13 protein-coding genes are annotated in these 12,892 nt (G+C 46.2%); 6 read left to right on the forward strand and 7 right to left on the reverse strand.

Annotation, left to right across the window (positions count from 1 at the left end):
• Positions 1 to 9 precede the first annotated feature (9 nt).
• The 4 genes from def to A3GI_RS0108625 all read right to left on the reverse strand — a co-directional run bounded on the left by def (position 10) and on the right by A3GI_RS0108625 (position 5,502).
• Positions 10 to 567: a peptide deformylase gene (gene def, locus A3GI_RS0108610; RefSeq protein ID WP_018361051.1), complete on the reverse strand. Its 558-nt coding sequence runs from the start codon at positions 565 to 567 to the stop codon at positions 10 to 12.
• A 47-nt stretch (positions 568 to 614) separates the two neighbouring features.
• Complete coding sequence (ruvX, locus tag A3GI_RS0108615) at positions 615 to 1,043, reverse strand: Holliday junction resolvase RuvX (RefSeq protein WP_018361052.1); 429 nt, start codon at positions 1,041 to 1,043, stop codon at positions 615 to 617.
• A gap of 98 nt (positions 1,044 to 1,141) precedes the next feature.
• Entirely contained in the window at positions 1,142 to 3,595 is a 2,454-nt protein-coding gene (locus A3GI_RS0108620; protein ID WP_018361053.1) for a glycoside hydrolase family 95 protein, read from the reverse strand.
• Between the two features lie 47 nt (positions 3,596 to 3,642).
• Positions 3,643 to 5,502 carry an ABC transporter ATP-binding protein gene (locus tag A3GI_RS0108625; protein ID WP_018361054.1) on the reverse strand — a complete coding sequence of 620 codons (1,860 nt, stop codon included), beginning with the start codon at positions 5,500 to 5,502 and terminating at the stop codon, positions 3,643 to 3,645.
• A gap of 392 nt (positions 5,503 to 5,894) precedes the next feature.
• On the opposite strand from A3GI_RS0108625, the gene A3GI_RS0108635 reads away from it, so the two are divergent.
• The 5 genes from A3GI_RS0108635 to recO are packed head-to-tail and all read left to right on the forward strand — an operon-like array spanning position 5,895 to position 9,474.
• On the forward strand, positions 5,895 to 6,404 hold the full coding sequence (locus A3GI_RS0108635; RefSeq protein ID WP_018361056.1) for a hypothetical protein: 510 nt from the start codon (positions 5,895 to 5,897) through the stop codon (positions 6,402 to 6,404).
• A 34-nt stretch (positions 6,405 to 6,438) separates the two neighbouring features.
• Complete coding sequence (gene rsmI / locus A3GI_RS0108640) at positions 6,439 to 7,122, forward strand: 16S rRNA (cytidine(1402)-2'-O)-methyltransferase (protein ID WP_018361057.1); 684 nt, start codon at positions 6,439 to 6,441, stop codon at positions 7,120 to 7,122.
• A gap of 18 nt (positions 7,123 to 7,140) precedes the next feature.
• Positions 7,141 to 7,995, forward strand: a complete 855-nt coding sequence (locus A3GI_RS0108645) for a Cbp1 family collagen-binding glycoprotein adhesin (protein ID WP_018361058.1) — start codon at positions 7,141 to 7,143, stop codon at positions 7,993 to 7,995.
• 18 nt (positions 7,996 to 8,013) lie between these two features.
• Positions 8,014 to 8,712, forward strand: a complete 699-nt coding sequence (locus tag A3GI_RS0108650) for a YjjG family noncanonical pyrimidine nucleotidase (protein WP_018361059.1) — start codon at positions 8,014 to 8,016, stop codon at positions 8,710 to 8,712.
• Positions 8,713 to 9,474 carry a DNA repair protein RecO gene (gene recO, locus A3GI_RS0108655; protein ID WP_018361060.1) on the forward strand — a complete coding sequence of 254 codons (762 nt, stop codon included), beginning with the start codon at positions 8,713 to 8,715 and terminating at the stop codon, positions 9,472 to 9,474. It begins immediately after the preceding gene.
• A 78-nt stretch (positions 9,475 to 9,552) separates the two neighbouring features.
• On the opposite strand, the gene A3GI_RS0108660 is transcribed toward recO, so the two are convergent.
• A complete protein-coding gene (locus A3GI_RS0108660; protein WP_081612823.1) occupies positions 9,553 to 10,350 on the reverse strand; it encodes an MBL fold metallo-hydrolase in 798 nt (265 codons plus the stop codon).
• A 187-nt stretch (positions 10,351 to 10,537) separates the two neighbouring features.
• A complete protein-coding gene (locus tag A3GI_RS0108665; RefSeq protein WP_018361063.1) occupies positions 10,538 to 11,584 on the reverse strand; it encodes an asparaginase in 1,047 nt (348 codons plus the stop codon).
• A gap of 158 nt (positions 11,585 to 11,742) precedes the next feature.
• On the opposite strand from A3GI_RS0108665, the gene A3GI_RS0108670 reads away from it, so the two are divergent.
• On the forward strand, positions 11,743 to 12,123 hold the full coding sequence (locus A3GI_RS0108670) for a YccF domain-containing protein (protein ID WP_018361064.1): 381 nt from the start codon (positions 11,743 to 11,745) through the stop codon (positions 12,121 to 12,123).
• Here the strand turns inward: A3GI_RS0108670 and A3GI_RS0108675 are convergent.
• Positions 12,107 to 12,769 carry a trimeric intracellular cation channel family protein gene (locus A3GI_RS0108675; protein ID WP_018361065.1) on the reverse strand — a complete coding sequence of 221 codons (663 nt, stop codon included), beginning with the start codon at positions 12,767 to 12,769 and terminating at the stop codon, positions 12,107 to 12,109. The genes A3GI_RS0108670 and A3GI_RS0108675 overlap by 17 nt on opposite strands.
• Positions 12,770 to 12,892: the final 123 nt, after the last annotated feature.

Below are 12,892 nucleotides of genomic sequence, written 5' to 3' on the forward strand. Positions count from 1 at the left end.
TTGCTCCGGTTATTTCTTCATCGGCGCTATACGGTAAGTGGTATATGCCTGGCCTTTCAATATTTTATTGAGCTTCCCTTTTATTAACTGTTTTCTTATAGGGGATATTTTGTCGATGAACAAACACCCCTCGAGATGATCGTATTCATGTTGTACCACCCGTGCCGCAAAGCCCGTTAGATGCTCTCTATGCGAGGTAAAATGCTCATCCACATATTCGATAGTTACTTCCTGTGGGCGGATTACATTTTCCCCGATTCCCGGTAAGCTCAGGCATCCCTCGTATTCACTGCAGGTTTCCTCGCTGCTGCTTATGATGCGGGCATTGATCATGCAGCGTTTGAATCCTTTGCATTCGGGAAAGTTTTCCGCCATCGGCTCCGCATCGATAACCAAAAGGCGTATGGCGCGGCCTATTTGCGGTGCAGCCAAACCGATACCGTCGGAGTGGTACATGGTTTCCCACATATCCGAAATGAGTTTCTCCAATCCTTCGTATGCTGCATCGATGTCTTCGGATACTTTTCTCAGCACCGGCTGTCCATATAAATAAACGGGTAATTGCATTTTTTATGATGTGAAAATGTGATCAAACTAAGTGTAATTTCTTCGGGTTATCTCCTGTTCATATCACGGGCATCCATATAGCTTTGTAAGATGATTACGGCACTGATCTCATCCACCAGACCTTTGTTTTCGCGGCGTTGCTGCTTCCCGATACCGCTCTCCAGGATCGTTTTTTGTGCCATGCTCGATGTGAAACGCTCGTCGTAAAGCTCTATCGGTATTTGCGGGAAGCGCTTTTTGAAGCGATTGATAAACGGTCGGATGTAGGTCATGGATTCAGACTCTTCGCCGTTTGTTTGTCTGGGGTGTCCGATGACAACGCACTCGACTTCTTCCCGTGCAAAATAGTCTGTGAGCCATGCTTCCAACTGGTGTGCAGGCACTGTGCACAAGCCGCCCGGCACCAGCTGCAGGATGTCGGTGGCAGCTATGCCGCAGCGTTTTCGCCCGTAATCTATAGCTATTATTCTACCCATAATTTCCTACAAAGATAACGAATAAGGAGATTAGAAGGTTGTGGTGAAGGTTTTAAGCCGGTGAAAATTAGACTGTTCGCCCGCTTTCGATGCCTGTTTTATCGAAATACGATCTCTATGACACTGCCGGCTTTGCACCGAACGGTCAATAATCCGTTTTCTATGGAATAAGGTTCATTGCTGCTGCAACGTACGATACAACTCTTGCTGCTGTTCGGCGGCAGCTTGACCGTATGGGTATAATTGCTGAAAGCGTGCAACTTCATATAGGTAAGCGTATAGGGAGATGCCGTATCCCATTGCAGATCACACTCGGCATTACCTACGGTGCGAAGTCCTTTCACGTATCCTTTGCTCCATAGTGTCGGCAGGGCAGGCAGAGGCGAGATGACACCGGATTCGCTGTCCAAAAGCATTTGCATAATTCCCCCTGCACCGCCGAAATTGCCATCGATTTGGAAGGGCGGGTGTGAAGAGAACAGGTTGGGTAGCGTACCGCCACCGCTGTTCTTCCTGTTTTCCGTGACGGGTTTGAGTAGCAGGCCTAATAATTCGAGCGCTTTATCGCCTCGTCCTAAACGAGCCCAGAAGTTGACTTTCCATGCCATAGACCAGCTCGTACTGCTGCCGCCGCGCATCAAAAGCGTTTTTTCTGCCGCCTTGGCCAGCTCCGGTGTGTGCTCGACCGATATTTCGGAACCCGGATACAGGCCGAACAGATGAGATACGTGTCTGTGATGCGGCTCGGCTTCCCTGTATTCTTCCATCCATTCCATAATGCGCCCGTCTGTTCCTATGGTTGTGGGTTTGAGAGAATCCCGTTTTTGCAAAAAGATTTTGCCCCGATCGTCTTTTTTCCCCAATATCTGTCGTGCTTCGTAGATATTGTCGAAAAGTTCGCGCAAGATTTGGTTGTCTATGGTCGAGCCGGCCACAATGGAAACCGTTTTGCCATCAGGCATGACAAATGAGTTTTCCGGAGATGTGGTCGGAGCAGTAACCAGATAACCGTTGCGCGGATCTTCGACCAGCATATCGGCAAAGAAAACAGCAGAGCCTTCCATGACAGGATAGATGCGGTGCAGATAAGCCGTATCCTGCGTATAGCGATAATGGTTGTATAAATGTTGGCAAAGCCATGCTCCGCCGGTATTCGTCGCTCCCCATGAAGGATGCTCCCCCGGAGCCGTAAACTGCCATACGTTCCCTAAAATATGGGTAACCCATCCTCTCGAACGGTAAAAAGCTCTGGCCGTTTCATTGCCGGAGGGAACGATTTTTTCTACCCAGTCGGTCAGCGGATTCAGTGTTTCGGACATATTTCCCTGCTCTGCCGGCCAATAGTTCATTTGCAGGTTGATGTTCAGATGATAGTCGCCATTCCAGGGTGCTTGTATCCGGTTTGTCCATAAACCTTGCAGATTCGGAGGGAGAGCCCCTTTGCGCGTGGAAGAAAGAAGCAGATAACGCCCCATTTGCAAATACAATGCAGGCAGGTTAATATCGTTTGCAGGATTTTCTTCGTAATTCCCCAGGCGTATGTCGATGGGCTTTTCCGATGCAATCTGATACGGTGCAAGGTTTAGGCAGACCCTGTCCATGTAGGAAGAAAATGTTTTTTTCTGCTCTTGTTTCAAATGTTCCCAAGAGAGAGCCGAGATGCGATGAAGGGTTGAATTGCACAGGAGAAGAGGGTCGGCACCTTTTTTATAATAATCGGTATGATGGGCGATGAAGAGAACGATTTCGGATGCACCGCTGACCTTAATTTTGTCTCTTAGTGTTTTGAGCTGTCCCGATTTCGACAGTGCGATTTGTGCTGTTATGCCGTAAGCCAATCCCTGTCCGCCGTACCCGTCGTTCAATGTTCCCTGCATCCGGAGCCGGTTCCCTGAGGCGGAAACGACGGCGCGTTCCTCTCTGTTCAATGTCAAAGAGACATCCGGTAACATTCCTTCTTCGGCTTTTATGTGTATGACGTGTACATCTTTCGTATAAGAGCAGAATAAACGGCGTGTGATTTTTGTCGTACCTATGCGGAATGTTTCTGTGCTGATGCCTGTTCGCAAGTTCAGTTCTCTTCTATAATGCCGTGCCTCAGCTTGTGCGGGGATATTCCAATCCATTTGCAGTGTGCCTCCGGCTTGATAGGAACCGTAAGGAGCATTCGCTCCGTTGCCGAGAGCCGAGCCGGAGCCGCCGCAGACAAAAGTGTCGTACATCAATTGCTGTGCACTGTCGTTTTTATTTTCGAATAACAATCGCCTGATTTCAGGCAGGTGATTTGCAGCTTCGGGATTCAAAGCCGCGGCATCTGTGCTGCCGCTCCACATCGAGCTTTCATTCAGAGTAATACGCCAGTTTCTGATGCCGCCGTTCGATGTCAGCCCTATGCGTCCGTTGCCGAGCGGAAACTCTTCCGTCCATACGGCAGCCGGAGTATTCAGGTAATAACAGGTAGACGGATCGATCTTTGTTTGTTGGGCTTGCAGGGTTTGAAGCACAACACTTGAAAAAAAGAGGACAAGTAAAAAGGTTCGTTTTGTTTTCATACTAATAAAAAACTCCGTCCTTCAGAGAAAGGAGCGGAGCTGTTTTTTCAGGATGATGCGTTATTGAACTGCATATTGTAAAGAGCGGCATAGTGTCCGCCGAGAGCAAGCAACTCTTCATGCTTGCCCTGCTCCACGATTTCTCCTTCATGCAAAACGCAGATCAGATCCGCATTGATGATTGTGGAGAGGCGGTGTGCCACTACGATGGTCGTTCGGTTCGTCATTAAATTGTCCAAAGCATTTTGTACATAGCGTTCCGAAGTGGTGTCCAGAGCAGAGGTAGCCTCGTCAAGGATCAGAATGGGCGGATTCTTGAGTATGGCACGGGCTATGCTCAGGCGTTGTTTCTGTCCGCCACTCAACCGCCCGCCGCGATCTCCAATGTTCGTTTCGTAGCCTTCGGGCAACTGATCTATAAATTCGTCGGCGTAGGCAATACGGGCTGCATTTTTGACTTCTTCTTCTGTTGTGTTGTTTACTCCGAAAGCGATGTTGTTGTACACGGTGTCGTTAAAGAGAATAGCTTCCTGATTGACGTTTCCCATAAGGGAGCGCAGGTCGTGTGTGGTTATATCTCTTATGTCGATGTCGTCGATGGTTATTTTGCCTTCCTGCACATCGTAAAAACGGGGCAGGAGGTCTACCAAAGTGCTCTTGCCGCTGCCGGAGTGGCCTACCAGTGCTACCGTCTGTCCTTTACAGACAGTCAGATTGATATTTCTGAGCACCCATTCATCGGCATATCTGAAAGATACATTGTGAAAGGCTATCGCATTTTCGAAATGGACAGGTTTGGGGGTTGCCGGCTCCTCGATGCTCTGCTCCGCCATCAAAATTTTGTCGATGCGCGTCATGGAGGCCATGCCTTTTTCTATGGAATAGATCGAACGGCTGAAATCTTTGGCCGGGTTGATGATGCTGTAAAAAATAACGAGATAATAGATGAATGTGGAGGCATCGATGCCGCTTTCGTTACTCAGGATCAGAGAACCGCCGTACCACAGAACGACAGCAATGGTGGCCGTACCCAGAAATTCGCTCATCGGGTGGGCAAGTACATAGCGGGCTGTAACGTTGATGACCGATTTTCTGTACTTCTCATTGGCTTTTTCAAACCGGCGACGTATCTTCCCTTCGGCGTTGAAAGCCTTGATAACCCGCAGGCCTCCCAATGTCTCTTCCACCTGACTCATCAGATCTCCCCACTGGTTTTGGGCATTGAGGCTGCTTCGTTTGAGTGTTTTGCCCACACGCCCCATGATAAAACCGGCAATGGGCAGAAGGATGAAAACAAAAACCGTCAACTGCCAACTGATGGCAATCATGGCAATGAGATAGATGGTGATGAGTATCGGATCTTTAATCAGAATATCCAAAGAGTTCATCACCGAGTTTTCCACCTCGTTCACATCTCCGGACATACGTGCCAGAATATCCCCTTTGCGTTCTTCGCTGAAAAAGGAGAGAGGCAGAGAGAGTATCTTCCGGTTCAGTTGATTGCGAATATCGCGTACAACCCCTGTGCGAATCGGTATCATGCTGTAAAGAGCCAGATAGGTGGCACCTACTTTTAGCAAAGTCATGATAACCAGATAGAGCCCTAACATAATTAAAGTGAACGAAGCCCCGCGTTCGTCTATGAGAGTGCTTACATACCATGAGAAGTCGTTGACCAGTGCATTTATCCATCCTTTAATGCCTTCTACGGAAAACGAATAGCCCGAGAGCGGCATGTATTCTACCACACGTTTATCAATGCGGAAAAGAATCCGCAGAATAGGCATGATCAGGGAGAAGGCCAGCAAATTGAGGATTGCGCTGAGGATATTGGAGATGATGCTTAATACCATATACCATTTATAAGGCGGCAGGTAGCGTTTAAGCAGTTGAAAGAATTGTTTCATAAACAGAATTTACAGCACCGAACAGTGTGGAACATGAATACAAAGATAATAAGTGTGACGTGTACTGAAAAAATCTCTGCCTGATGGTTGAAAATTTTTCAGGCAAAGAAAAAAAATTCAAGTTAACTTCGTTGAAAATCCGTAGCGCTACGGATTTTTATCCGTCAGGCAAAGAATTTTTGATTTTTATAAGTATCTGTATCAAAGAGCTTTATGAGAATGATCGAAAAATTAAAAGTAAGAAGGACTTTATTACTTTGTTTTTATTGCAAATCAATTTCTTTGTTCGATACCGGATGTTCAAATGTGAGATTTCTGCATGCCGTTTCCGGATTAGTCAATGTAAATCTCTATATTTGTTCAATCCGTATCAAAGCAAAAACAATATTTGAATGAGTATTGATAAAGAACTCATAAGCCGGATAGAGAACCAAATAAAGGATTTGGAGGGTTTATTCTCTTTGTACGACGGAGCCGACGGCGACAGTCATAAAAGAATGCTCGTCGCATTGGCCGAATTGCAACGTCTTCAGGGCAATATGCTCAAATGTATGGCCGAAAAAACAAAGTCGATGCCTTCTGTTGACATTCGAGAACAGCCTCCTGTTTCCACTCATATGGAGAGTGTGCAATCACCCGTCGAAAAGAAGGAAGAAAGTCCCGTCTTTAATTTGAAGCAGCTGGTTTCGATAATGGACTATTACCGTTTTTTGAAAGTCTTGTTTCATAACGATAATGCTTTGCTTGATGATTTGAGCTCTTTTATAAACGGTACGCCGGAATATCCTCAGGTGTTGGAGTATGTGGACGAACGTTTTGTTTGGGATGAAGATGAAGACACGATGTCGGAGTTTATGGGTATAGTGGAAAAGTTCTACTATACGCACTACGGCAGAAAATGATCTTGTGGTATAAGGTTGAAGGAAAAGCAAATAAATGTCTAAATTGACCGTAGTACCCACACCGGTGGGTAATTTGGAGGATATTACGCTTCGTGCTCTCAGAGTGTTACGCGAGTGCGATTTGATTTTGGCCGAAGATACGCGCACCAGCAGCGTATTGCTTAACCATTACGAGATAAAGAAACCGATGCTGAGCCACCATAAGTTTAACGAGCATCGTACGGCAGATGCCATTGTACGGCGGATAGCTGCCGGAGAGTGGGTTGCTTTGGTCAGCGATGCCGGTACCCCGGGAATCAGTGATCCCGGTTTTATGCTGGTTCGTGCCTGTTTGGAGCAGGGAGTAGAAGTAGAATGCCTGCCCGGTGCCACTGCTTTTGTGCCCGCCCTTGTAATGTCCGGTTTGCCGGCTGACCGCTTCTTTTTCGAGGGTTTTTTGCCCGTAAAAAAAGGTCGCCGTACACGTCTTGAGGAGTTGGCACGTATGCAATGTACGGTTATTTTGTATGAGTCTCCTTTTAGAATTTTTAAAACGCTCACTCAACTTATCGAACATTTCGGGGATGATTGCCCCATTGCAGCTTGTCGTGAAATAAGTAAACTGCATGAAGAGGCCGTCAGAGGAACGTTGAAAGAAGTTTTAAAACATTTTGAAGAAACAGTTCCTAAAGGTGAATTTGTGTTAATTATCGGAAGAAGTCTTATATTTGATAAATAAACTTAGACATTGAAGAGTATGAAAAAGAAATTAGTATTAATCGTTGCCTCGGTATTGGCTTTGGCATCGTGTGGCAAGAATTCTAAGTCTTATAAGGATCTTAAGGTTCAATATGACTCTATAGCACTGGTGAATGAGCAGTATGAGGAAGACCTGAGAGAAACAGACTCTTTGGTAGCAACCGTACTGACGAATTTCCAGGAAATCTCTGCCGTGAAAGGTATGATCAACGTAAACCCCATGAGCGGTGATTTCAAGAAAACCGACAAGGATCGTATTCGAGACAATATGCAATTGCTTGCCGATAAATTACAGGCGAGCAGCGATGCTCTGAAAAAACTGGAAGAAAAAGCGGCGAGCACAGGAAAGGAAAACAATCGTTTGCGTCAGACGATCGTGGCTCTGAGTAAACAACTCAACGAACAGAAGAAGCTTGTAGTGGAACTTACGGAAGAGCTGGAGCGTAAGAATGTGGCTATCGGCTCTTTGGATGCTGTAATCAACAATTTGTATACAGATAAAAATGCCCTTAAGGAAGCAACGGCCAAACAGGCGGAGGCAATTGCCGCACAGGACAGAGAACTCAATACGGTGCGCTTCTGTATCGGTACGGCAAAGGATCTGAAGGATATGAATTTGCTGAAAAACGGTAAAGTCGTTACCTCGGATGCCAATATGAACTATTTTACAACTACGGACAAGAGAGAGTTGAATGCCATACCGACCATGGCCAAGCGTGCCAAACTTCTGACATTGCACCCTGCCGATGCCTATGAGTTTGTGCGCGGTGACGACAAGATGGTTACGCTCAATATCAAAGATCCCGAAGCTTTCTGGAGTAATTCCAGGATATTGATTATCCAAGTTGACTGATAATAAATCATTCGCAGTGTGATTAAAACTCTTTTCATAGACCTGGACGATACGCTCTGGGCTACTTTTGAGAATAACCGCGAAAGCTTAAAAGAAATTTATACTGCCCTCGATTGGGGGCAGTATTTTATTTCATTCGATGCCTTTTTTGATGTTTTTATGCCCCATAATGAATTCTTATGGAGCGAATATCGTAGGGGAACGCTCGATAAGCAGGAATTGACTCTGGAACGGTTTCGATACCCGTTTCGGAAAGTTCGAAAGTTGGCCGATGATGAAATCCTATCGATCAACGAACTGTTTTTGAATACCTGCTCATCCAAGAAAGGGCTTTGTCCCGGAGCTGTGGATGTTCTTAAGTATCTGTATAAACGTTATTCTTTGTGTATCCTCAGTAACGGCTTTCGTGAGGTTCAACAAAGAAAAATGGATAGATCCGGGTTATCTCCTTTTATTTCCAATATCGTTCTTTCCGAAGATGCCGGTGTCAATAAACCTCATAAAGGTATTTTTGATTTTGCTTTTGAGCATACCGGTGCTTTGCCCGAAGAAACGCTGATGATCGGCGATAGCTGGGAGGCCGATATCGAGGGGGCTCATCGTGCAGGCATACCTTCTATCTGGTATAATCCCAAGGGGGCAGAGATGCCGCAAGGGGAGCAGGCACGTCCGGCCCACATCATTTCTCATTTGAAGGAGTTAAAAGAACTGTTGTAAATGTTCCTGACCACCCGGGCTGTCGTACTGCATCAGACTCAATATAATGACCGTTATGGCATTGTGCACTGTTATACCAGAGAGAGCGGCAGAATGAATTTTCTGGTGCCCAAGCCGGTATCTGCAGGCGGGCGCAGACGTGCTCCGTCGCAATGGGTGCAGATGCAGCCGTTGTCAGAAGTAGAGCTGACATCCGAACTGAAACCCCGCCGTGAGCTGCATTATATAAAAGAGTTGAGAGTACTCAATGGACATATTCGGATCGGAGTATCCGGCATAAAGACATCCATCGGTATTTTTCTTAGCGAACTTTTATACCGTATTCTTACCATAGGAGAGGCAGACATTGCTGTTTATGAATATCTGTGCAGCTCCTTCGATGTTTTGGAACGTGAAACCGACAGCCGTGCCGTGGCTAACTTTCATCTTTGTTTTATGTTCCATTTGCTGCCCCTGTTGGGGGTAGAGCCCGAAGTGAATTTTTTACAAAAAGAAAGCGTTGATTACTGGTTCGATTTACGGGAAGGTGTTTTCCTGCCCGGCTGTCCTTTTCATAACGAAGCATTGCCTCCGGAGGAAGCCGAGTATGTAAAGCTCTTTTCACGTATACGGTTTGACAATATGAGACTGTTCAGACTGAACCGGATACAACGGGCGCGTATATTGGATATTCTTATTCTTTACTACCGTTTGCACCTGCCTCCTTTCGGCTCATTGCATTCACCGGAAATACTCAAAGGTATTTATGATTCCCGGGCATGAGGTACCGTTATTTCGGAACAAAGGCTGAAAATCTTGTCATATTAGATTTTCAGCCTTTATTTTTTATCGAAAGCTAATTTATGGCTCCAGTAAATAGAGAGGGCTGCTGCTTGTGCGTCGCAAAGCGGTAAGACTGATATCTTTTCCCACGCGTATGCCTTCGCAAAAGAGGCGGTATTCGATGGTTTTCCAGCACAGCTCCGGATGGTTGTTGTCCTTGCTCAGGTGGCACAGCCAGATATTTTTCATTCCCGGGTGGTAGATTCCCGCCAGAAGCTCTGCCGTAGTCTGGTTACTGAGGTGTCCGTTCGGTCCTGCTACTCTGTCTTTAAGAAACTGCGGATATATGCCGTCGCGAAGCATCTCCACATCGTGATTGGCCTCGATGACCAGATGCTCTGCCAGCGAGGCATAGTGTTTGATTTCAGGGGTTACGTGTCCTGCGTCTGTGATCAGAGTAAAACGAAAGCCCGGGGCGGTGATATGGTAGCCTACGTTTTCACTGGCATCATGCGGAACGGGGAAAGGTGTTATTTCAAAACCGCCCAAGTTGAACGTTTTACCGCAAACGATTTCATTGCGATGCCCGAAAAGAGAGTCGTTTACAAATCGGCTGCGTTCTATTCCGTCGAGTACTTTTTTCGTTCCGTAAATCTGCATGTGGTGCACGCAGCCCAAGACGCCCACCGTACGTATATGGTCGGCATGGTCGTGTGTCACAATAACCCCTTTGATATGAGAGCCGTCCGGAGCAATACCCTCCTTTTTCAATGTTTTGGTTATGGTGCGTATCGGTATGCCGGCATCTATCAGTATCCCCTGTTCATCATTTCCCAAATAATAACAGTTGCCGCTGCTACCACTGGAAAGACTCATAAATCTGATCAAAGTAGAAATCTCCTATATCTTAAAAGGCCGGTTCTTTCGGTTGAAAAGTTGCCGTCCTGTCAATCTCAATTATTATGCAAAAATAAGCAAGCCGACTTATACTTTTCGTATAAACCGGCTTTTCCTTTTTTATTTTCATTTTGCGAGGGAGGTTCGTCAGTGTCGGAGAAGTTGTTTATCTGCTTATCTCTCCCCGTAAAGACTGTTCCATGAGCTGTTTCACTTTTTCGTTCGAATATCCCTGCCCCAACAGATACATCAGTTTAACCAAGGCGCATTCGGTTGTCGTATCGTATCCGCTCAACAAGCCTGTATTCATCAGTTGGTGCCCCGTTTCATAGCGCATCATATCCACATAGCCCGTTACACATTGGGTAACGTTTATGATTACCACGCCCCTTTTCACGGCATTGCTCAGTGCATTTAAGAACCATTCGTCCATGAAGGCATTACCGCTCCCGAATGTTTCCAATACCACGCCTTTGAGGGTGGGAATGGATAAGATCGCTTCGACCACTTCGCGTGTGATGCCGGGGAATATTTTCAGGATGGCTACGTTTGCATCCATATTCGGTTTTACTTCCAGCGATTTATTCCAGTTTGCCGGATAGCGTATTACGGAGTCGTTGTATTTTATGTCTATGCCTGCATAAGCCAGCTTGGGGTAGTTGTAACTTTCAAAGGCGTTGAACTGGTCTGCACTGATTTTACTCGTTCTGTTGCCTCGCATCAGATGATTTTCGAAGAAGATGCACACTTCCGGTACGCGTGGATGTCCGTTGATTGTTGCCGCAGCAATTTCAATGGCCGTAATGAGGTTCTCTTTTCCGTCGGTTCGGAGTTTGCTGATCGGTAGCTGCGAGCCTGTAAGGATAACCGGTTTGGTCAGGTATTTGAGCATGAAACTCAGAGCCGAAGCCGTATATGCCATCGTGTCTGTACCATGCAGTACCACGAATCCGTCGTATCTATCGTAGTTGTCCTGTATGATCAGAGCCACTTTTGCCCATAAGTCGGGCTTGATGGCCGATGAGTCTATGGGAGGAGTGAACTGCTCGATAGTTATGTTACAGCCAATATGCTGTAGTTCCGGAATATTATGGTTCAGGTATCCGAAGTCGAAAGGCTCCAAAACGCCTGTTTTCGGATTTTCAACCATACCTATGGTACCGCCGGTGTATATGATTAATATCGAAGACTCAGTATTGGCATTGTTTAGCATGGTTTTTTCTTTTGCGATGTTTCCATTAACTATGACTGTATGGCATAACCGTTAACAATATTACAAATATAAAATAATTGTGTTTATCTCCTCCGGATTTCTGTCAAAATAATTCAATCAAATGGTTATTTTTATGAATCCGATAAAAATTATTTATTATGAATTTTTTAGGCAATATTATCTGGGTCGTTTTTGGCGGTCTCCTCATCGCATTCGAATACTTCGTTGCCGGATTTGTGATGATGCTGACCATTGTAGGCATCCCGTTCGGTCTGCAATCTTTTAAGCTCGGCCTTGTGGCTCTGTGGCCTTTCGGTACGAAGATCGGTCCCCGTACGGAGGGTATGCAGGGATGCGTCAATACGCTGTTGAATGTATTGTGGTTCTTTTTAGGCGGAGTATGGATTATGCTTACTCATCTGGCTTTTGCCCTGTTGTTTTTTGCGACTGTTGTCGGTATCCCGTTCGGCAATCAGCATCTTAAGCTTGCCCGTGTGGCGTTGCATCCTTTCGGGCGCAACATTATTTCGGAGCTTTAGAATGTTTGTGCATCACATCTCCTTTGAATGTGGGGATGCTGATATGATAAAGAGCCGATACGATTCGAATGATGACCACGGAAGCCGCTGAAATCAACTGAATGATGTGCGGCGATGCCAGCCCCAAATGAAGCATCGCTACATAGATGGCTCCCCCCAGCACACAGGCAATGGCATAAATATCTTTGCGGAAAATGAGCGGCACTTCGTTGATTAGCGTATCCCGGAGCATACCGCCGAAAGAACCGGTAATGGTGCCCATGATAATGGCTACCCACCACCCGAAACCATTGTCGAAAGCTTTTGCTACTCCCACTACGGTAAACAGTCCCAGGCCGATGGCGTCGAACAGGAATAAAGTGTTGTCCAGACGAACAAGTGCACGGCTGAAAGCAATAGTGAAAATCAGTGCCAGCCCCGTAATGATCAGATATGAGGGTTGAAGCATCCAAAACGGTGTAAGGTTGAGCATCATATCCCGTAGAGACCCCCCTCCCACAGCCGTTACAAACCCTACCACATAGGCGCCGAACCAATCGAAACGTTTGGCTGCAGCCAGACGTATGCCGCTGATGGCAAAGGCGAAAGTACCCAAATAATCTGCCCACAGTACAAACTCCGTGGCATTGTTAGGAATGGAGATCATAGTTCCCGGTTATCTTTGTTCAATAGTAAAGAAATTTTTCGGGCAGCCTTCCCGGCCCCTTTTTATTGTAAGTTTCTTCTATTAAAAAAGGCGAAGAGTTTCTAAGAATGATATTCGTATGTT

This window comes from Porphyromonas macacae DSM 20710 = JCM 13914, from assembly GCF_000379945.1.
Taxonomy (GTDB): Bacteria; Bacteroidota; Bacteroidia; order Bacteroidales; family Porphyromonadaceae; genus Porphyromonas; species Porphyromonas macacae.

Coding starts and splice junctions, on each gene's coding strand:
- def (WP_018361051.1), bottom strand. CDS start 567: ATGCAATTACCCGTTTATTTATATGGACAGCCGGTGCTGAGAAAAGTA.
- ruvX (WP_018361052.1), bottom strand. CDS start 1,043: ATGGGTAGAATAATAGCTATAGATTACGGGCGAAAACGCTGCGGCATA.
- A3GI_RS0108620 (WP_018361053.1), bottom strand. CDS start 3,595: ATGAAAACAAAACGAACCTTTTTACTTGTCCTCTTTTTTTCAAGTGTT.
- A3GI_RS0108625 (WP_018361054.1), bottom strand. CDS start 5,502: ATGAAACAATTCTTTCAACTGCTTAAACGCTACCTGCCGCCTTATAAA.
- A3GI_RS0108635 (WP_018361056.1), top strand. CDS start 5,895: ATGAGTATTGATAAAGAACTCATAAGCCGGATAGAGAACCAAATAAAG.
- rsmI (WP_018361057.1), top strand. CDS start 6,439: ATGTCTAAATTGACCGTAGTACCCACACCGGTGGGTAATTTGGAGGAT.
- A3GI_RS0108645 (WP_018361058.1), top strand. CDS start 7,141: ATGAAAAAGAAATTAGTATTAATCGTTGCCTCGGTATTGGCTTTGGCA.
- recO (WP_018361060.1), top strand. CDS start 8,713: ATGTTCCTGACCACCCGGGCTGTCGTACTGCATCAGACTCAATATAAT.
- A3GI_RS0108660 (WP_081612823.1), bottom strand. CDS start 10,350: ATGAGTCTTTCCAGTGGTAGCAGCGGCAACTGTTATTATTTGGGAAAT.
- A3GI_RS0108665 (WP_018361063.1), bottom strand. CDS start 11,584: ATGCTAAACAATGCCAATACTGAGTCTTCGATATTAATCATATACACC.
- A3GI_RS0108670 (WP_018361064.1), top strand. CDS start 11,743: ATGAATTTTTTAGGCAATATTATCTGGGTCGTTTTTGGCGGTCTCCTC.
- A3GI_RS0108675 (WP_018361065.1), bottom strand. CDS start 12,769: ATGATCTCCATTCCTAACAATGCCACGGAGTTTGTACTGTGGGCAGAT.